The sequence below is a fragment of the Pelagibacterium limicola genome, assembly GCF_015694405.1.
GTDB lineage: Bacteria > Pseudomonadota > Alphaproteobacteria > Rhizobiales > Devosiaceae > Pelagibacterium > Pelagibacterium limicola.
Window position 1 is genome coordinate 437,442 of sequence record NZ_JADQDB010000003.1, and the last position, 17,339, is coordinate 454,780.

The 17,339-nt window shown below is 64.4% G+C and carries 22 protein-coding genes; all 22 read right to left on the reverse strand.

Annotation, left to right across the window (positions count from 1 at the left end):
• Positions 1 to 2: 2 nt before the first annotated feature.
• The 22 genes from I2G20_RS08230 to I2G20_RS08330 all read right to left on the reverse strand — a co-directional run bounded on the left by I2G20_RS08230 (position 3) and on the right by I2G20_RS08330 (position 17,308).
• Entirely contained in the window at positions 3 to 302 is a 300-nt protein-coding gene (locus tag I2G20_RS08230; RefSeq protein WP_207747573.1) for a hypothetical protein, read from the reverse strand.
• Between the two features lie 373 nt (positions 303 to 675).
• Positions 676 to 1,686: an SDH family Clp fold serine proteinase gene (locus I2G20_RS08235; protein WP_196259206.1), complete on the reverse strand. Its 1,011-nt coding sequence runs from the start codon at positions 1,684 to 1,686 to the stop codon at positions 676 to 678.
• A gap of 100 nt (positions 1,687 to 1,786) precedes the next feature.
• Positions 1,787 to 2,536: a glycoside hydrolase family 108 protein gene (locus I2G20_RS08240; protein ID WP_196259207.1), complete on the reverse strand. Its 750-nt coding sequence runs from the start codon at positions 2,534 to 2,536 to the stop codon at positions 1,787 to 1,789.
• A gap of 31 nt (positions 2,537 to 2,567) precedes the next feature.
• The gene (locus I2G20_RS08245) at positions 2,568 to 3,512 is read right to left on the reverse strand and encodes a DUF2793 domain-containing protein (protein WP_196259208.1); all 945 of its coding nucleotides are present in this window, start codon (positions 3,510 to 3,512) and stop codon (positions 2,568 to 2,570) included.
• Positions 3,509 to 7,243 (reverse strand): baseplate multidomain protein megatron, encoded by a 3,735-nt coding sequence (locus I2G20_RS08250; RefSeq protein WP_196259209.1) that lies wholly within the window; start codon positions 7,241 to 7,243, stop codon positions 3,509 to 3,511. Before I2G20_RS08250 ends, I2G20_RS08245 begins: the two co-directional genes overlap by 4 nt.
• Entirely contained in the window at positions 7,244 to 7,666 is a 423-nt protein-coding gene (locus I2G20_RS08255) for an NlpC/P60 family protein (RefSeq protein WP_196259210.1), read from the reverse strand. It abuts the gene before it with no gap.
• On the reverse strand, positions 7,663 to 8,541 hold the full coding sequence (locus I2G20_RS08260; protein WP_196259211.1) for a DUF2163 domain-containing protein: 879 nt from the start codon (positions 8,539 to 8,541) through the stop codon (positions 7,663 to 7,665). Before I2G20_RS08260 ends, I2G20_RS08255 begins: the two co-directional genes overlap by 4 nt.
• A complete protein-coding gene (locus tag I2G20_RS08265) occupies positions 8,538 to 9,170 on the reverse strand; it encodes a DUF2460 domain-containing protein (RefSeq protein WP_196259212.1) in 633 nt (210 codons plus the stop codon). Before I2G20_RS08265 ends, I2G20_RS08260 begins: the two co-directional genes overlap by 4 nt.
• A 154-nt stretch (positions 9,171 to 9,324) precedes the next feature.
• Positions 9,325 to 9,870: a phage tail tape measure protein gene (locus tag I2G20_RS08270; protein ID WP_246472937.1), complete on the reverse strand. Its 546-nt coding sequence runs from the start codon at positions 9,868 to 9,870 to the stop codon at positions 9,325 to 9,327.
• Positions 9,863 to 10,066, reverse strand: a complete 204-nt coding sequence (locus I2G20_RS08275; RefSeq protein WP_196259214.1) for a rcc01693 family protein — start codon at positions 10,064 to 10,066, stop codon at positions 9,863 to 9,865. Before I2G20_RS08275 ends, I2G20_RS08270 begins: the two co-directional genes overlap by 8 nt.
• Entirely contained in the window at positions 10,063 to 10,377 is a 315-nt protein-coding gene (locus tag I2G20_RS08280; RefSeq protein ID WP_196259215.1) for a gene transfer agent family protein, read from the reverse strand. Before I2G20_RS08280 ends, I2G20_RS08275 begins: the two co-directional genes overlap by 4 nt.
• A 12-nt stretch (positions 10,378 to 10,389) precedes the next feature.
• Complete coding sequence (locus I2G20_RS08285) at positions 10,390 to 10,803, reverse strand: phage major tail protein, TP901-1 family (protein WP_196259216.1); 414 nt, start codon at positions 10,801 to 10,803, stop codon at positions 10,390 to 10,392.
• A gap of 4 nt (positions 10,804 to 10,807) precedes the next feature.
• Entirely contained in the window at positions 10,808 to 11,215 is a 408-nt protein-coding gene (locus I2G20_RS08290) for a DUF3168 domain-containing protein (RefSeq protein ID WP_196259217.1), read from the reverse strand.
• A gap of 5 nt (positions 11,216 to 11,220) precedes the next feature.
• Positions 11,221 to 11,562, reverse strand: coding sequence for a phage head closure protein (locus I2G20_RS08295; protein ID WP_196259218.1), 342 nt, complete (start codon positions 11,560 to 11,562; stop codon positions 11,221 to 11,223).
• Positions 11,559 to 12,128 carry a head-tail connector protein gene (locus I2G20_RS08300; RefSeq protein ID WP_196259219.1) on the reverse strand — a complete coding sequence of 190 codons (570 nt, stop codon included), beginning with the start codon at positions 12,126 to 12,128 and terminating at the stop codon, positions 11,559 to 11,561. The genes I2G20_RS08295 and I2G20_RS08300 overlap by 4 nt, the downstream gene beginning before the upstream one ends.
• Before the next feature lie 61 nt (positions 12,129 to 12,189).
• Positions 12,190 to 13,434 carry a phage major capsid protein gene (locus tag I2G20_RS08305; protein WP_196259220.1) on the reverse strand — a complete coding sequence of 415 codons (1,245 nt, stop codon included), beginning with the start codon at positions 13,432 to 13,434 and terminating at the stop codon, positions 12,190 to 12,192.
• Positions 13,435 to 13,444: 10 nt separating this feature from the next.
• Positions 13,445 to 13,936: an HK97 family phage prohead protease gene (locus I2G20_RS08310; protein WP_196259221.1), complete on the reverse strand. Its 492-nt coding sequence runs from the start codon at positions 13,934 to 13,936 to the stop codon at positions 13,445 to 13,447.
• A complete protein-coding gene (locus I2G20_RS17395) occupies positions 13,937 to 14,071 on the reverse strand; it encodes a hypothetical protein (RefSeq protein ID WP_281389641.1) in 135 nt (44 codons plus the stop codon).
• Between the two features lie 50 nt (positions 14,072 to 14,121).
• Positions 14,122 to 14,313: a hypothetical protein gene (locus I2G20_RS08315; RefSeq protein ID WP_196259222.1), complete on the reverse strand. Its 192-nt coding sequence runs from the start codon at positions 14,311 to 14,313 to the stop codon at positions 14,122 to 14,124.
• 137 nt (positions 14,314 to 14,450) lie between these two features.
• On the reverse strand, positions 14,451 to 15,611 hold the full coding sequence (locus I2G20_RS08320; protein ID WP_196259223.1) for a phage portal protein: 1,161 nt from the start codon (positions 15,609 to 15,611) through the stop codon (positions 14,451 to 14,453).
• Positions 15,612 to 15,630: 19 nt separating this feature from the next.
• Positions 15,631 to 16,812 carry a DNA-packaging protein gene (locus I2G20_RS08325; protein ID WP_343070318.1) on the reverse strand — a complete coding sequence of 394 codons (1,182 nt, stop codon included), beginning with the start codon at positions 16,810 to 16,812 and terminating at the stop codon, positions 15,631 to 15,633.
• Between the two features lie 76 nt (positions 16,813 to 16,888).
• On the reverse strand, positions 16,889 to 17,308 hold the full coding sequence (locus tag I2G20_RS08330; RefSeq protein ID WP_196259224.1) for a hypothetical protein: 420 nt from the start codon (positions 17,306 to 17,308) through the stop codon (positions 16,889 to 16,891).
• Between the last annotated feature and the right edge of the window lie 31 nt (positions 17,309 to 17,339).

Genomic DNA, 17,339 nt, shown 5'->3' on the forward strand with positions numbered 1-17,339 from the left:
TATTACTGCGCGCTCACTGTAAGATTACGCGCTTCGCCGGAAGCTTCAAGCACCGGGAGCACGTAAACCAGCCCACCGCCCTGCTCGCAAACCTTTACCGCGCCGGTAACATTGGCGGCAGGAATCCCCTCGCGCTCCAAAATATCGGCGACCGGGCGGATTTCTCCACTGGCAACAGCGGCCTGAATTCTGGTGTTATCCCAGCACGCACCCTGCGCAACGGCAGACCCTGCCCCGAGAGGCAGAACGAGCGTTGCGACGCATACGGCCGAGACCAATTTGGAAAGAAGCGCTTTTTTCATGCGCCATCATTAGCGCGAGTTTGCTGAACTGCAAATGAACAGCTGACTGCGACACTAGGGGCCAACTGCAGGCTAGGTTCCAAAGCCGCTATTAACAAAGAGATCGAGCACGGCCAACCTCTACCGCGAACATCATCATCGAGAATAAGCCGTGGCCAGCAATTTTACCGCTATTCCCAAGACGTTTCGGATGCGTCCGTGTCAACCCAGCGCATTGGAACAGATTCATAATCCGAACTGTCATCAATACGCACTTCATGAAATTTGGTACTTGAAAGGCTAATGTTGGCAAATGCGAACTGCGGCACAGAAACTCCGTATACGGGAAGTGTGCTCTCATTGGACTTCAATGGCACTGATACGTAATCCTGATTCATTTTTGCTCCCACCCTTCATAGGTGACGCGAACCTCTGTCCCCGAAACTGATATCGGCGGAAGCCCTGGTCCGGGTGACTGTTGTGCGGTCACTAATCGAATTTCACCATTGGTAACTCGCTGAGTGCTGCCGCCAGTCACACTCTCGATCAGCACCCTTTGGCAAGAGAAATTTACCTGATTTGCACCCTTTAGCAGAGACATGGGGTCAAATTTTGACCGAAGTTGCATGTCTTCAGCAATATTCTCGTACACCTTGTTTACCAATTCGTAAAGTTCTTGCGACGGATTCTCTATCACAAGCCCAAGCTCACGGGCCTCGCGACGATTAATCGTCCGATCATGGCTACCGGATTCGCTGCACAGAAAATCCACGATCTTGGATTTGTCTTCTGGCTTTATACCGTGGTTATCGAGCAATCCCTCAGCAAGCGATCGAATCTGATTCCTGCTCCGGAATATTTGCCCCAAAACAAGCGGATGAACTTGTTGAGAAAGATTGATCAACACATTAGCGAGTGCCAGATCATCGCGGATACCCATTTCATTTCGCGCCAAATCTATAAAACCCTGAACCGCCTCCACGCTGACTGGAACGCGTTGATGAGGATTGTTGGGGACAGCTGGAGCTAATGGGCCGCTAAGACTAGGATCAATTGGCCCGAGCGTAGCCTGCTTTGTCATCAGAACTCGATTAGCACCCAAACTGATCAACGTCCCGGCACTATGCGCGCGATTTGGAACAATGACCTCAAGATCGTCACAAAATATCCGCAAGAGGTTTATTAACCGCCATGCGGCCGCGCTATCGCCGCCTGCAGTATGCAATATGAGCGTCAGCTTTGTTGAGGGCCATATTTTATCGAGATGGTGCACAAAATAATCGAAGGCATCATTCGCAATCTGAGCCTCCATATTTGGTCGATCGCTAGTCGCATAAAGAATTACTTTTGAACCGCGCGAAGCTTCAATTTGCGAATAGAGCCCCTTTCGGTCTTCAATCGCCATAAAAATCCCCCCAAAGCGAATCTACATATTTTTTACAGATAACCAATAAGCACGCAAGCCTGATGCAAAGCTACTGGCAACACTTAGTGCTGATCGTTTGTCACGCCCGCCCCACCTCGCTCTTGATGCCCTTGCGCAGGAAGATCACTGCCAGCGCTTCCATGATGAGTTGGGTGCCGGAATATTCGCCAAACAGGGGAATTGCGATCCCGGCGAGTTGGGCGGCGCCGACGAGCAGCATGAGGATGCCGATGGCGTAGGTTTTGTAGCCGTCGAGGATGTTCATGTCGTTTATTCCCTTGGGTTGATCGGATTGGGGGGCGTCGGCGGCATCGGCGAGCGCCGTTGCGCGGATATCGGCGACACGGCTGGTCCAGCTGCGGCCGAAGGTTGCGAAGGTTGCAAGGCGCTGGAGGAAATTCATGCGCTGGCTGCACAGCGCCTCGATAAGCGTGCGTGGCACGCGTTTGCCGATGGCGGCGAGGGTGATGGGGCCGATAAAGCCGTCCTGCGTCACGCCGACCAAGGCCTGCAGCGTTTTGACCGCGCGGTCCGGGCCGGAATTGACGGCGAAATCGAAGACCACGAGATCGAGGCCCGGCGGCAGTGCGCCAGCCTTTACGCGCTCCCAATAGAGCGCCTTGTAGATTGCCGCGGCTTCGGTTTTCGCGAGCGCCTTCACCTCGGACTTGTCGAGCGCCCACCATGGCGCGATGCCGCGCCAGCGGGCGAGCGTCTTGTGGGTGATGCCCATGTTCGTCGCCCCGCCGGGGTCGGACGGGTGGTCGGCATAGCCGCCCTCATGCTTTAAAATCTGCGCAAGGCAATGGGTCCAGCGTGAAGCCGGCATGGATGGTCTCCGTGATTGGAAATAGGACGCCCTAGCTGTTGTTGGCGTAGCTCAGCTCTATCCAGTCGCCGCCGCGCCGGGTCAGCATCAGGCTGTCCTCGAAAGCGTCGAGGACGCGGTCCGCACCAAGCCTGAGATTGCCCGTGCCGTTCTTGAAGGTCAGCGCAAGCCCTGCGGTGCCGGTGAGGACGAGCAGCGCGCCATCGAACCCGCCCGCGATGGTCTCTATATCGTCCGCAGACCCGCTTTGAGGCGCGGGAACGGCACAACTGGTCTCGACGGCCAGCACCCCGTCAACGACGGCGGGAAAGCTCACGGCCGATCCGAATAGCTGATCGAAGCGCACAAAACCGTTCGTATGGTCGAGGGTCATCGCGGTTGCCCAGGCGGCTCCGTCCGGGCTGACCTTGAAGGTCAAATCCTCGTTGCCCGATAGTCCGACTTCGGCCCTGCCCGACCAGTCCGACTGGAAAATCAGCGTCGCGCTATCGGCGGCGGCGGCCTTGTTCACTATGAGGCGGAGATTGCCGCTGCCGCCTTCGGCGCCGGGAATGGCCGTGAAAAGGGCGGCCTCGGTGCGCACTGCGAGGCGGTTGGCTGCATCGGGCGTGGTGCCGATGCCGATCCCGTCGAGGTTGGCGAGGAGTGCGCGCCAGGAGGCCCCATCGAAGATGACCGGCGCACCTGCCGTCTCGTCCCATGCGATCCACCCCGTTTGTGGGATGAGGTACCGCCAGCCGCCCGCGGTCCAGGTGGCAAGTTGCCCTTCCCTGCCCGTCCATGCGCCGGCAGCCCCGCTGCCGATGGCGAAGGTCTGGCCGGGCTCAGGCGCCGCAGGCGGTTCGGTTGCGTCCCGCGCGGTCACCCGCAACTGTACGGCGGCGTCGAGAACAAGCAAGGCTTCGTTGTGGGTGATGTGCTTTTGCGCCTGTTCGGCGGCGATCAGCGGTAGGGCGAGCCGCGCGGTAGATGTCATGGGAAAACTCCGGGTGATGCTCCGCCCGGCCCCAATACCGGGCCGATCTGGGCGACCGAAAAGGCGAAGGTCGAGGGCAATGCACCGAAATCGGCGGTCTGGTCGGCGGCGGTGTAGACCGCCTGCGGGGTGCCGCAGTCGATTTCGCGCACCGGGTCGCCGCCATCGAAAATCCGGACCCGATAGCGTTCGGGGACGAAATCCAGCGGGATATCGCCATATTCCCAACCGCTGCCTGCCGCCCGGCTGCGCCGGATCCAGCGCAACGTAACATCGCCGCTGACGGGATCGCGTTCGGCGCGAAGGTGGACCGGCGCCAGCGGCAGGGCGGGCGAAAGATCGAACTGGGCGTTGACGGACGTGCCTTGGGCGTCGTGCGCACCGGCATAGACGCGGAGGGTGCGCGCCGAACCCAGCGCCTCCTGCGGGACGGAAATCCGGGCAATGCGGCTATCGAGGACAAGGACGGGCGCGCCCGCGCTGGCCGTGCCCGGCTGCGTGCCGCCTAGCCCGCGCAAGACCCGGTCGAGACGATAAAGCCCCGGGCCGATCAATTCGGCCTCCGCAAAACCGACGATTTCCCAACTGCCATCGTCCAGTCGGACGGCAATCCGGTTGACGCCCGAGAGCGTCGCATCGTCGGTCGCGGATGCCAGATGGCCCTCTTGAAGCTGCACCAGAAGCGGAACGTCATGTGACCAGACTTCTGCCGGTCCCGACGGCATCGACGCTTCGAGAGCCCCCATGAACGCGGGCCGGTTCAGGGTTGCGAAGCTGGCCCCCGTTGTCGCGTCGCGGATTTCGATTTCGCCCGGCCAGGGATCGGCAAAGGTGCCGATGGCAAGTTCGGTCCCGCCGTCCGGCACTGGAAGATGGGCAAAGATGACCAGCGGTGCCGCCTCGATCTGGGGCAACATCGTGCGGAACCGGCGCGGCTCGGGCAGTACGGTCGCGGCGACCGCCTCTCCATGGGCTTTCGCACCGATGGTCCGGCTGGTCCCGTCCCGTACCTCACCGACGAGAAACGGCCCGTCCCTCTCGCCATCGATCTCGATGAGATCGGCGGGTTCGACAGCCAGCAGGGACGGCGGAAGGAACGTATTGAGCGTATCGCTGCCTCGGCTCATCCGAACGATCATGCTTTGGGCAGCGGTGCGTGCGGCCGCCGGATCGAGCACCAGCCCGCTATGCTCGGCGGCAACCCTTGTCCCCTTTTGGTTCAGCGCCAGCACCGTCGCGGCCTGATAGTCCCTGTCCCGGTCGGCATAGGAGAGGGAAAGCGACCCCACCGCTTCCGCAGGATCGCCGCGCCACCGCGAGACGACGGGACCGTCCGCGCGCACGAGATCGTCACGCCCCAATGACAGGACATGACGGTCGTCGGGGACGATCCAGCTCATGCCCTCTGGCCCGTCGCGCACGGCAAGGCCGCTGGTTTCGACCAACATGGCCGCGATATCGCGCATAGAGGCCACCGCTTCCACGGTGAGCCCCTGGACAAGCGGCGGGGCGACATCGATCCGTGCAACCGGAACGCCGTATTCCCCGGCCAGCGCGAATATCAGTTCGTCCAGCGCCGCGGCGCCTAGCCTGCCATTGAGCCAGTGACCCGTCGAATAATTGGCGGCATCGGACCAGACGTCATCGAGCGCCGGGAACGCCGGATAGGGTCGCGCGTCCCAGCACCAGAGATAGATGCGCGAGACATCGAGCATGGCGCCACCCTGCGTCTTCCAGTACGCAAGGTTCGCACGCAGCATCTGGCGCTGGACGAGCGTGTCCGGGAGGCCCGAGGAGAACCACGGCCGCCTGTCCTCGCTGCTCTTGGGGTCACCGAAGGCATTTGGCGCGTTCGGCCCCTTGTCCACCGCGCCGCAACCGAGTTCGGTCAGCCAGATCGGCTTGCTGGCAGGCACCCATTCAGTCGGCGTTTCCGAGCGCACGCCTCCGATGCGGTTGTGATGGGGCTGGCTCCACCAGTTGACGAGGTCCTTGTAGCGCCAGACCCACGCTTCGTCGTGCTCGCCATCGATGATCGGGGTGCGCGTGCCGGACATGCGATCCGCATCGCTGGCGTAGTGCCAGTCGAACCCCTCCCCACCCGAAATATTGGCCGCAAGGTAACCGGCGTCGTAGATCGATTTGGCGAGGACTGAATCCGGGTGCCCCTTGCCGTCGCGCCAGTCGGCGAGCGGCATGTAATTGTCGATCCCCACGGCGTCGATATTGGCATCTGCCCAGAGCGGGTCGAGGTGGAACACCATGTCGCCCGGCGCATCGGGTGGCCGGTAGCCGAAATATTCGGTCCAGTCGGCGGCATATGTGATCTTGGTCCCCGCGCCAACGATGCCGCGCACGTCACCGGCCAGAGCTTTGAGCGCGTCGACAAAGGGAAAGCTGGCCGCGCCCGAGCGCACCTGCGTCAGCCCGCGCATTTCCGAGCCGATGAGAATGGCGTCGATTCCGCCCGCCGCCTGCGCCAGCCCGGCGTAGTGGAGGATCATCTCCCGATAGCCCGCGTTGACGAAGGCCGTGACCTGCACCGAAGCCGCGCTCGTGCCGTCCGGCGATCCGACAACGCCCGGCGCGGGGTGGCACGTGATGCACCCGCGCCAGGGATAGCTGGGCTGCCCGGCGGCCAGCGTATGGGGATCGGTGAGGTCGTTTGTCTCGGGAATGTCCATCATCACGAAGGGATAGAGCGTCACCCTCAGCCCGCGTGGCCTGAGGTCGGCAATCGCGGCCAGCACGGCAGCGTCGGAGGGCGTGCCGCCATAGGCCGGGCCGCCATCGTGGCTCGAAACCACATTGGCCGTCGCGCGACTGCGACCGGCCACGGCCCAGTGCGCATTCTTGATTTCGCGATGGCCCGCTTCGACGCGCGGCTCGACGGTACATTGCCCGCACCGCAAATCGGTGCCGAACCACGCCACCACCAGCCCGACATGTTCGAGATTGGGGCAGAGCGCGGTCAGCTCGTCGATGGAAATATCCCAGTCCGAGCGCAAACCGCTGACATGGGTGTTTTCCGGCGCCGTCCTGCCCAGGCCGGCTATGCGCACGCGGGGGGAGGGATCATAGCCGAATTCGGTGGCGCCGGGGACGAGGCAGACCGCCCGGATATCGCGCTCCAGTTCTCCCACCGGACGGCTGATCTCTGCGCTGATATTGGGAATGCGGTTGCCGAATTGCTTTAATGGCAGGCGCTCGAACACGAGGTAGCACAGCCCGCGATAGCCCGGCACCTCTGCCCCCTGCCGCGCTGCCATGAACCCATCCGGCTGCTGATCGGCGGTGCCGCGATAAAAGCGGATATTGAGCCCCTCGGTTTCAAGCAGCTTGCCATCGGCCCAGATGCGCCCGAGATGGGCAACCGGGCCCTCGCAGAGCGCCAGCGCGAAGCTCGCGACAATCGCATCTTCTTCCTGGCCCGCGCCAAATCCCTTTGCCCCTGCGGACTGGCCGGGGAGGCGTTCGAGATCGGTGGCCCAGATGATGTTCCCGGCAATCCGGCTCCAGCCGTAGACACGTGGCACGGGCACGCCTTCGCTCGAACCGGTCAGACGGATATCGCTGCCGGCGCGCGAGGGTTGCGCCGATTGCCCGAAGATCGCGGAGTCCACCGCGCTCCCGGCGAGCGCGCCGAGCGCCCGCCCGATGGTCGCGCCCACCGGGCCGCCGAGGAGACCGCCAACGACCTGTCCGGCCAGCGAAAGAGCGAGAGTTGCCATTCAGTGTTTTTCCGGAAAGATGAAGACGCGCGCGATGCGCCGTCGCCAGGCATCGGTCAGCGCGGCCTCGACCACGCCGAGATGTTCTTGCGCATGGATGAACCGGCTCTCCTCGGCCAAGATCCCGCAATGGCGGGGCGGCCTGTGGCGGATGAGCGCGAAGACGATAAGGTCGCCGGGCTGGGGCGGACCGTCGCGGACGATGAGGTGGCGCAGCGCCGCCGCCTCGAGACCGTTCCCCGCGCCCCTATCGCGCCAGTCTGCGCTATAGGGCGGCACCGTTTGCGGCTCGGCGCCATAGATCGTGCGCCAGACCCCGCGCACCAGCCCCAGGCAGTCGCACCCTGCGCCGCGCGCCGCCGCCTGATGGCGATAGGGCGTGCCGAGCCAGCGGCGGGTTTCAGCGACGATTTCAGCCTTCATCGCACCATCACGCCGCCATCGAGGCGGTCTGATGTATTGGGGTAACGCATTACGAAATCGATTCCGGGGATATGGGGAAAGCCTTGAAAATTAACGCCGTTTCCGAACTTGGCGCTGCAGGTCCCGAATTGTTTGTCGCAACCGGCATAGGCGGTCAACGTGTCGCCAAGCCCGACCCAGTCTCCCACCGGACCCGCAAAGCCCAGCACGCCGCCCGCCTGCCGCACCACCAGATCGTCGATCCCCTCGCGCCGGCCGGACGACCAGCGCACATGGCCATGCGCGAACCAGCCGTCTTCAAAATCGTCCAGGCCATCGACAAAAATCGTCATTGCGTCGCCAATCGCCGTCACCGTGGCTTCGCCGCGATATGGTGCCTGTTCAAGGTCGATCCCGCACCGCCCATCGCCCAACCTTGCATCGCAAAGATGCTGATAGAGCCTGCCCTTGGGGACGTTGAGCGCGTGCTGGCCCGAGCGCAGTTCGGCGCGGAACACGCCGTCCTCGCGCACGATCTCGCCTATGGTGTCGGCGCGGATCAGTGCGCGTTGGCTCACGTCGCGCCAGTTGACGCGCCAGCTTTCGACGCGCGCGCCGTCATAGCGCCCGAGCAGGATGTCATCTTCCGAAATCGTCTCGGAATGGAGCACACCGAGCACTTCCGATGTCGATGTCTGTGCACCCGAGCGCTCGACCGTTTCGGACCCGTCGAGCCCGTGCGCGGGCACGAAGAACGTACCTTCAAAATCCAGCGCCATGTCGTGATCGGTAAATCCTAGCACGATGCCGTCGCGCCGGACGATCCGCCAGCACCAGCACAGCGTCGTCGCACCGCTCGCGATATGGCCGGCAAAGCCAGGGTCGAAAGTCCTCATTCGTCCAGCACCTCGATCAGCGAAATGTTGGGCGCGACCGCAGCGTCGAACCCCGAAAGCTCGATATCCAGGCGGTCGGTATCGAAGCGCACCGGCACGTCGAACAGGAAACCCGCCGTCACGGCCTGACCATCAGCGGGCGCGGCGTCGAAGGTGACGATCCCCGTCAACGGATCGACGGCGAAGTCCGCACCGCTCGCTGCCACGCCATCGACGGCAATGACGACGCTCCCCGCCACCGGCTTGGTGATCTGGCGCATCCACGGATCGAAACTGCCGCCATAGCGCTTGGTGAGCTGGAAGGCCGTCGTCTCCCCGTCGCCGGTGCCGATCTGCTGGTCGAGCCCGGTTGGCGCCTGCCCGTCGTTCCGCGACGCATGGTCCAGCGCGTCGCGCCAGAGAAAACTATGGAAACGCCCCCGCCGCTCCTCGAAGAAGACGAGCACGGCCTGCATGTCGGCCTTCGATTTGATACCGTAACCGGCATTGTACCGCCGCCGAGAGCGCGCCCATCGGCTATTGCGCTCCTCGCGCCCGGAGGCGAGCGTTGTCACATCGGTCAACCGCTGCGGCCCACCCACCGCGCCAAGCGCGATATCGAGCGGGAAGCGGACTGGATGGAAAGGCATTTTTGATTTTCCTTGTACCCCCACCCCTAGCCCCTCCCCTCAAGGGGGAGGGGGACGGCATCGTGGAAGGGGTGGATGACTGCCAAAAGCGCTGAATAGATTCCCCTCCCCCTTGAGGGGAGGGCCTAGGGGTGGGGGTGAGCGATGCCCAACCTCAACTCCCCCGCCCGCCCCTGCGCACCGCGCGCAACAGCATCGCGCTCACCTCCGCCTCGGCGGCAAGAAAGCTCCGGGCGTCGGAGGCCGTGACGTTGAAATTGACCGTCACCGATCCACCGCCACCGGCGACGCCCAGCCGGCCGTCCGACCCGCGCTGCAGCGGTATGATGGCTTCCGGACCCGCCTCCCCAGCCAAGCCCCACTGCGCGGGCATGGGAAAATATGTCGCCGTTCCGACGATGCCACCCTTTGCGAAGGGCTTGATGCCGCCGACCGCGGGATTGAGCGCAGAAAAGAGGCTCTCGATCCCGCCCGAAATCATCGTCCCAAGCGGCTTGAGCGCGGCCTTCAAGGCAATATCGGCGAAGGCGCGGCCGATGTCGCTCAGCAGCGAGCGAAGGGAGCGGCCTTCTAGAATGGCGTTGCGCAGGTTGCGTGTAAGCGCCGAACCCACGGACTGCCCCAGGTCCCGGATGCGTTCAAGCTCCACTGAGACGTCCGAAAGTTCCTTGTCAAACGCCTCGCCGAAAAGCTCAGCCATTGTTGCCTCCATCGGGATGCAGCGCCATAAGCGTTTCGAGCGCTTGCCGGTCGAGCGGCCCCGTCGCGCCACGCCCGGAAAGTCCGGCATGTGCCGCAGCCAGTTCGCGCGGCGTCGTTGTCCAGAAAACCGGCGGCGGCAGGCGCAACACGCCAAGCCCGAACCGCATCATCTCGCTCCAGGGCAACCGGCTCATTGCGCCTCTCCGAAAGTGGCCTTTAAAAGCCGCACGACGATGTCCGCCGCGCCCCTGAGCCCGCCTTCGATGGAAAGCCGAGCCAGGTCGTCGTCGGTCACCGGATTGCCCGCCCCGCGCAGGCCCGCGCCCAGAATGGCGGTCAGATCCCGCGCCGAAATCCGCCCCTCCGCAAACCGCTCGACAAGCCCGTTGAGATCGCCCGCCTGCAATCTCGCCTCCAGCTCCGCGAGGGCGCCGAGTGTTAGGCATAGCGTCATCGTCTCGCCGCCGATCTCGGCGTCGATTTCACCCCTTTGGGGATTGGCCATTTGGTTTAGCTCCTAATCCGCCAGAAACATAATCTCGCCCGCGCTTTCCAGCGCCAGCTCGAAGGTCACCTCGCCGGCATGGTCCCCGGCAAACTCCAGCGCCACGATCTGGAACGGGCCCTGGACGATGCCGAAGTCGGGCAGGATGAGCTGCCAGTCGCGGATCGTCCCGGAAAAGAACAGCGCGCGGACTTCGGCGTCCGAAGCCCGGTCCTTGAAAATCCCCGCGCCCGAAACCGAGGCGCGCTTGATGCCCCCGCCGGCCAGCAGTTCGCGCCAGCGTCCGGCGCTTTCAGCGTCGGTCGTATCGACGCTTGCGGCGTTGAAGGCGAGGCTGCGCGTGCGCAATCCCGCTACGGTGAGAAACCCGCCCGACCCGGTCTGGTCGAGCTTTAACAGCATGTCCTTGCCGCTCTGGGCCGTCATCAGGTCAATCCTTGGGTTCGGAGAGAAATCGGAAGGTCACCGCCGCCCGCGCGCGACCAGACGAGAGATCGATGGTCGTTTCGGTTCGGACCTGGCGGCGCACGGTCAGCACGTGGTGGTCCGGCGCGATGACACCGGCCACCGCAACCCGCTCCACGCGGTCGGCGATTTCGAGCGCGGCGCGGCGCGAGGGTTGCGGGGACCAGCAATGGACAGTCATCCGGTGCTCGTGCCCCGGCGTCTCGTCGCCGTCGCGCGGCGCTGCATCGTGGCTCAGAATGGTGACATAGGGCGGCTGGCGGCCCTTTGGCGGAGCATCGAACACCGCCCCCGCGCCCACGAGGAGAGTCAGTGCGGCATCGGCCGACCAGGCGGAAACCAGCGCGGTCTGGATATCGTCGATAACGTTCATCGCCCCTACCCCACCATAGCCGTTTCGATGCAGAGGCAGGCGAGATAAGCGCGGCGTCCGTTGATGTCTTCGGCTTCGACGATTTCGAGCGCCCGCCCGCGATAGAGGATGCGGTCGCCGGGCTTGAGATCCTTGCGGAAGCGCATGGTCACCGCATGGGTGGAGGTGGCCGCACGACCATCCCCCTCGCGCGCAAACCGTGCCGATCGCGCGCGGACCCGCGCCCACACGCTGGTGATCGGCATGAACAGCGTCTCATGCCCGCCATCGGGCGCAACGGTCATCTCGCGGCGTTGCAGGTGCACGCGGTCGCGGAGCGAGCCAAGCGGAGGCGATGCTTCCCTCATAGTCGCACCCTTTTGTAATTGGTGAGAATGCGCTCGAAACCCGAGGGGATGATGCCGGCTGCACCGACGACCAGCACGGCATCGCGGTTCTCGTACCAGTAGGCAACCAGCGTCAGCAGGGCCTGGATGAGATCGGCGGGCACGTCCTCGGGCGCGCTGCCGTAGCCGGCCGTATAGTCGATCTCGATGCCCAGCCGTGTGCGGAGCGCCGGGCGGTTTCCCGGCAGGATCGCGCGCGGCGGCACGCCCTGCCCATCGAGCAGCACGCCATCGGAATCGACAAAATGCGGTTCGCCTTGCGCGTCGTAGGTGCGGATTTCGTCGATAGCCAGGGCCGGGCCGACCGGCAGGGTAACGATGCCGTTTTCCGGCCAGTCGTCGCGCACCAGCCGCCAGCGCTGCTCGAGCAGGGCCCGGCCGGTGATACCCTCGATATGGATGCGCGCCGCAGTGACAAGGCTCTCGATCAGCCCGTCCTCGGCGCCGTCTTCCACGCGCAGATGCACCTTGGCCTGCGCGAGCGAAACCGGCTCCTGCGCGGGTCCCGCGAGAAGGAAGGAAGTCATCGTTGTTTCTCTTTATTTGTTGGCAGGAACGAGCGCGGACTGGCCGCGCTCGCCGAGAGCCCTAGTCCTCAGCAAACTTCAAAAGCTTGATCGCATCGAAATCCGCGATTCCCCCGCCCACGCGCTTGGTCGTATAGAACAGCACATAGGGCTTGGCCGAATAGGGATCGCGCAACACGTTCACGCCCTGCCGGTCGACGATCAGATAGCCGCGCCGGAAGTCGCCGAAGGCGATGGGCGTGGTATCCACGTCGATATCGGGCATGTCCTCGGCCTCGACCAGCGGGAAGCCCATGAGGCTCGCGCGGCCATTGGGCGCTGCGGCAGGCTGCCAGAGGTAATTGCCATCGGCGTCCTTGAGCTTGCGGATCGCGCCTTGCGTGCGCCGGTTCATGAGCCAGGTGGCGTTCTGGCGATAGCCGGATTTGAGCGCGTAGACGAGATCGATCAGCACGTCCGAGGCATCGACGGGATCGCTCCCGTCCGGGAACCCGCCATCGACGCCCGTCGCCAGATAGCCGAGCTTTTCCCAGGCCCAATTCTCCTCGGCGACGATATCGGCATCGAGGAACCCGGTGGGTTTGTTGGTGCCGTCGCCGAGGATAAAGGCTGCCGTTTCTTGCTCCGCGAAGGCCGCGTTGACTTCCTGGGCGATCCACTGGCCGACATCGACCGCGGCATCGTCGAGGAAGTTCTGCGTTGCCGCCGGCATGGCGTAGAGCTCTGTGGTGGGGAACACCAGCTCGTCGAGCACCTGCGAATTGGTCTGGTTGCGCGCCGCCGTCTCGCCCACCCAGCCGACTTGCGGCCCGGTGACGGTGATCGGCCTCTTGTAGACCGAGGACGAGACCTGCCGCACGCCGCAGATGGCCCGCATGGGCGAGATCGCCGTCAGCAGCCGCGAGATTTCGGTCTCGGTCTCGGCGGGCACGAGATAACCGCCATCCGCGTTCGAGCCGACCGAGAGCGCCTTTTCCTCGCCGCGTTTCACATAGGCCGAGAAGGCGTCCTTGTATTCGTCGCCTGCGCGCACCCTGCCGCCTTCCAGCGCCGGCCGGGCGCGGTCGAGGCTCGCCTTGTCGATGGCCGCCTTCTGGCCGTCGAGAAAGGCGTTCAGCCGGTCGAGCTTGTCCTCGAGCAGCGTATCGGCGCTGCCGCGCTTTTCCAGCTCGCCGAGGCGGGTGTCGTTTGCCGCCTTGAACTCCTCGAAGGCCGACATGAAATCGGCGAACATTGCGGTGACGTTGCCCGCAACAGGGCCTGCCGCTGCCTTGTTTTCAAGGCGCGGTTCGGTGGATTTGGTCATTGCTATCCCTTCAGCTTTTGAACATGCGCGCCGCCGCGCCGAGCGTTGCGGCAAGCCGGGCGTCGTGCCCGCCTGGCGCGGAGGCAATCCGCGCCGCTTCCATCATCGGGAAGGTGACGATGGAGATTTCCCACAGGTCGACGGCCCAGAGCCGCCGATGACCCGTGCTTTGGTCACGGGTCGCGCGCACGGCGCGGAACCCGATGGAAAGCCCGTCGAGTGCCCCTTGGGCGATCAGGGCCCTGAGATGGGCCGCGCGCGGCACGGCGTCGAGCAGGCGCCCGGAGACCCTCAGGCCCCGCGCATCCTCGACGATCTCGTCCCAGAGCCCGATGGGCTCCTTGGGGTCGTGCTGGAACAGCAGCCGCACCCGGCCTGCCGCGCGCTTTTTGAGCGTTTCACCAAAGGCGCCGGGCATGACGATGTCCCCGCCCTGGTCGAGCTGGCTGAAAATCGAGGCGTAGCCCCAAAAGCGCCCGTCGGCATCGATGGCCGCGTACATTCAGCGGCTCGCGGGTTTGCGCTTTGCCGGTGGCGATTTGCGGCTGGCCAGCGTGCCCGCCAGCAGCCAGGCAAATTGCCGGAACACATCTTGGGCCTCCTGCAGGCCCGCCTTCGTTCCCCGCGTCTTCTTCATTTCCGGTTCTCGTCCCTCGTTTCACCGTTTAACCGACTGGTCCTGCCCGCCTATTCCCGCGGCGCGCGGAAGAGCTTGTTAAGGTGGGCGATTTCGGTCACGAACGCATTGAAGCGCTTGTTGGCGGTCGCCAGTTCGCGCAGCAGGAAAACGACCACCGCACTCGCGCCACTCGCCCACAAAAACAGCGCCAGATGCGCCAGATCCCCGCGTTCGAGGATCGTCTTGGTGATGTCGTCCATGTCTCTAACTCCGCTTACACCCGCCCTGACCCCTACCCTCAAGGGGAAGGGATGGTTCGGTGGTTGTCGCAAGTGCCTGCCAATCGCGCAGGATGGATTCCCCTCCCCCTTGAGGGGAGGGGTTAGGGGTGGGGGCTCTACTTCCCAAACCCCAGCAATTCCCGCTTCTCGTCGTCGCTCAAAAAGCCCGCATTCCCGACGCGCTCCCAATCGAGCTTGCGGTCCGCCGCCAAGGCCTCAATCACGTCGAAATCCGGAACCAGACGCGCACCGCCGAAGGCAGGCGAGAGCCAGTGGTTGAGCGCCGCGATGACCTTGGTGACCAGCGGTATGACCGTCTGGCGCCACAGCGCCCGGCTCGCTTCGGCGTAGTTGGCATAGGTGTTGTCGCCGGGAATGCCGAGCAGCATAGGCGGCACGCCGAAGGCCAGTGCGATTTCGCGCGCTGCGGCGTTCTTGGCCTCGAGAAAATCCATGTCCTTTGGCGAAAGTGCGATGGCCTTCCAGTCCAGCCCGCCTTCGAGCACCATGGGCCGCCCGGCATTGAGCGCCCCAGCGAACCCCTCTTCGAGTTCGCCCTTCAGGCGCTCGTACTGGTCCTCGGTCAGGTTGCCCGACCCGGCATTATAAACCAGCGCGCCGGACGGCCGCGCCGCGTTTTCGAGCAACGCGCGGTTCCAGGCGGTCGCTGCGTTATGGGTCTCGAGACTCCCCTGCGCGGCATCGAGCGGGGCTTGCCCGTAATGATCGTCGAGCGGGTTGAAGAGCGTCAGATGCAGCACCCGCGCCAGAGGCGTTGTATCGAGCATCAACCGCGTAGTCTTCCCGCCCGCTGTATAGGCATAGCCCACCGGCCAGCCGTCGCGCCCGGCAATCACCGCCATGCGGTCGGGCCGCAACCCGTAAAGCCCCTTCACCGCGCCATCGACAATCGCCGCATCGAGATAGGCGTTGCCGGCGATCTGTAGATAGGCAAAAACACTTTCGAGCAGCGCCTTGCCGTCCTCGCGCGGATTGGGCCGGGCCAGCAGTTCGAGCAGCGGGTGCTCTGTCAGCACCGCATTGGCATCCGCGACCTCCAGCGGCACCCGCGCCGCGCTCTCGGCCACCAGCCGCACGCAGCGATAGACCACCGGATTGCGCGCAAACCCCTCATTGGCCAGCGCCGCGAAGCCCTTCCTGGGGCTCGTGCCCGTTCCGAGGTGAGAGAGCGTGAACAGCGTCTGCTGCCCGGACATCTTCCGTTCGGCAGGCACAGCGACACGCCCGGCAAACAGCCGGTTGAACCAGTTTGGCATCGTGTTTTCCTTCGAAAATCTATCGCACCCGCGGCACCGGCCCGTCCTGCAGCATCAGCGCCGTGATCGCCCAGACCAGCGCATCCACCCGATCCGGCGAATGGCCGTCCGCCATGCCGTCGGCGCCGAAGGCGCACATCTGGTCTTCGAGTTCCGGGAAGGGCGCGGCGTGCTTCACCCTGCCCCGCGCATAGAGCGCCGCAACCGGCTCGGCCCGCACCCATTTGCCGCGCGTGGCGCGTACCTCGCGCACCGGCACGGCGGCATCGACCTGCCCGATCACCGCGCGGACCAGATCACCGCCCTGATTGACCTCAGCGACAATCGCATCCGCCTCGAATTCATGAAATGCCATCACCGCAAGGCTCGCCCAGCGGATCGGCGTCACGCCCTGCACCGTGCAATCGTCCAGCACCACGGCGATATCGTCGGCCCGTCCGGCCACGATGATCCCGCAGGCGTCCGAACGCGCCGTCCCCGTCACAGGCGGATCGACGGCGACCACGATACGGCGCAGATCAGGCACAGTCCCGATCCGCGCCGCTTCGATGCTGCTGCGCGTCCAGAGGGCTCCGGGCACGTCCTCGATGAACTCGCCATTGAGTTCCTGCCGGCCCAGCGCGGTGCCTTCATACCGCCCCACCACAGCCGAAAGAAATTGCGGGGCAAGATTGGCCGCATTGCTCACCGTCGGCATTTCGGTCCGGACCGTTCCCGGCTCGCCGATCAGCCGTCTGAGCAACCGCGTCGGGCGCGGGGTCGTGGTCACGATCTGCTGCGGGCGCTTGCCCAGCCGCAGCGCGAATTGCAGCATGTCCCAGGCCGCTTCCGCGTTCGGCCATTTGGCCAGTTCGTCGGACCAGGCAGCCGCAAATTGCGGCCCACGAAAGCGCTCCGGATCGTTGGCAGGCAGCAGCATGGCCTGGGCGCCATTGTCCCAGGTCAGCATGTGCCGGCTGGCATCGAAATGCGGCCGCTGGTCGTAAGGGTGAATCGCCAGCAGTCCTGAGACCCCCTCCACCATCACCGCACGCGCCTCCGCCATCGTTTCCCCGACCAGCGCGATGGGCGAAACCGGCGGATCGGCCAGCGCCAAAAGGCGCACCCATTCGGCGCCTGCCCTTGTCTTGCCCGAGCCGCGCCCGCCGATCAGAAGCCATGTCGTCCAGTCGCCGTCCGGCGGCTCCTGCGCGCCGCGCACCCACCAGCTCCACAAACCGTATTGATGGATCAGGGCCTCATCGTCGAGGGCGGCGACCAGCGGGTGGTTGTCCGGATCAGGCAGTCTGTTTCTCCATCTCGTATATCCGCCGCGAGAGCTTCTTGCGCATCTCCTCGAGCTGGACCGGAGAGGGCTTCCTGCGCTTGGCCGATTTGCATGCCAGATCGAGTTCGATCAGCTTTTCGAGCGTGCGCGCCATATGCCCGAGCGCCTGCACTTCGGGCGCGCGGTCCTCGTCGGCGATGTCGCTCATCTGTCCGAGCTGGGTCTCGAAGAGACCGAACAGCTGGCCGATCAGCGCCTCGTGTCCGGCGCCGGAGCGCTGCGTATGCCGCAGCTGCCAGCCCTCGGCGATCCGCCGCAGCCGCAAAAGGCGGGTCGTAATCCCGTACTTTTCGACCAGTTCGGACACCGGCGTTACACCGTCCTCATATTCGATGCGGATTGCATCCCAATCCGGCTCCGCTCTGCCCATGCTTCGTCCTCCATGGAAAAGGGCACCGCCG

What these genes read in the sequence shown, in the direction of transcription:
- I2G20_RS08230 (WP_207747573.1), bottom strand. Translation starts at nt 302, where the DNA reads ATGAAAAAAGCGCTTCTTTCCAAATTGGTCTCGGCCGTATGCGTCGCA.
- I2G20_RS08235 (WP_196259206.1), bottom strand. Translation starts at nt 1,686, where the DNA reads ATGGCGATTGAAGACCGAAAGGGGCTCTATTCGCAAATTGAAGCTTCG.
- I2G20_RS08240 (WP_196259207.1), bottom strand. Translation starts at nt 2,536, where the DNA reads ATGCCGGCTTCACGCTGGACCCATTGCCTTGCGCAGATTTTAAAGCAT.
- I2G20_RS08245 (WP_196259208.1), bottom strand. Translation starts at nt 3,512, where the DNA reads ATGACATCTACCGCGCGGCTCGCCCTACCGCTGATCGCCGCCGAACAG.
- I2G20_RS08250 (WP_196259209.1), bottom strand. Translation starts at nt 7,243, where the DNA reads ATGGCAACTCTCGCTCTTTCGCTGGCCGGACAGGTCGTTGGCGGTCTC.
- I2G20_RS08255 (WP_196259210.1), bottom strand. Translation starts at nt 7,666, where the DNA reads ATGAAGGCTGAAATCGTCGCTGAAACCCGCCGCTGGCTCGGCACGCCC.
- I2G20_RS08260 (WP_196259211.1), bottom strand. Translation starts at nt 8,541, where the DNA reads ATGAGGACTTTCGACCCTGGCTTTGCCGGCCATATCGCGAGCGGTGCG.
- I2G20_RS08265 (WP_196259212.1), bottom strand. Translation starts at nt 9,170, where the DNA reads ATGCCTTTCCATCCAGTCCGCTTCCCGCTCGATATCGCGCTTGGCGCG.
- I2G20_RS08270 (WP_246472937.1), bottom strand. Translation starts at nt 9,870, where the DNA reads ATGGCTGAGCTTTTCGGCGAGGCGTTTGACAAGGAACTTTCGGACGTC.
- I2G20_RS08275 (WP_196259214.1), bottom strand. Translation starts at nt 10,066, where the DNA reads ATGAGCCGGTTGCCCTGGAGCGAGATGATGCGGTTCGGGCTTGGCGTG.
- I2G20_RS08280 (WP_196259215.1), bottom strand. Translation starts at nt 10,377, where the DNA reads ATGGCCAATCCCCAAAGGGGTGAAATCGACGCCGAGATCGGCGGCGAG.
- I2G20_RS08285 (WP_196259216.1), bottom strand. Translation starts at nt 10,803, where the DNA reads ATGACGGCCCAGAGCGGCAAGGACATGCTGTTAAAGCTCGACCAGACC.
- I2G20_RS08290 (WP_196259217.1), bottom strand. Translation starts at nt 11,215, where the DNA reads ATGAACGTTATCGACGATATCCAGACCGCGCTGGTTTCCGCCTGGTCG.
- I2G20_RS08295 (WP_196259218.1), bottom strand. Translation starts at nt 11,562, where the DNA reads ATGAGGGAAGCATCGCCTCCGCTTGGCTCGCTCCGCGACCGCGTGCAC.
- I2G20_RS08300 (WP_196259219.1), bottom strand. Translation starts at nt 12,128, where the DNA reads ATGACTTCCTTCCTTCTCGCGGGACCCGCGCAGGAGCCGGTTTCGCTC.
- I2G20_RS08305 (WP_196259220.1), bottom strand. Translation starts at nt 13,434, where the DNA reads ATGACCAAATCCACCGAACCGCGCCTTGAAAACAAGGCAGCGGCAGGC.
- I2G20_RS08310 (WP_196259221.1), bottom strand. Translation starts at nt 13,936, where the DNA reads ATGTACGCGGCCATCGATGCCGACGGGCGCTTTTGGGGCTACGCCTCG.
- I2G20_RS17395 (WP_281389641.1), bottom strand. Translation starts at nt 14,071, where the DNA reads ATGAAGAAGACGCGGGGAACGAAGGCGGGCCTGCAGGAGGCCCAAGAT.
- I2G20_RS08315 (WP_196259222.1), bottom strand. Translation starts at nt 14,313, where the DNA reads ATGGACGACATCACCAAGACGATCCTCGAACGCGGGGATCTGGCGCAT.
- I2G20_RS08320 (WP_196259223.1), bottom strand. Translation starts at nt 15,611, where the DNA reads ATGCCAAACTGGTTCAACCGGCTGTTTGCCGGGCGTGTCGCTGTGCCT.
- I2G20_RS08330 (WP_196259224.1), bottom strand. Translation starts at nt 17,308, where the DNA reads ATGGGCAGAGCGGAGCCGGATTGGGATGCAATCCGCATCGAATATGAG.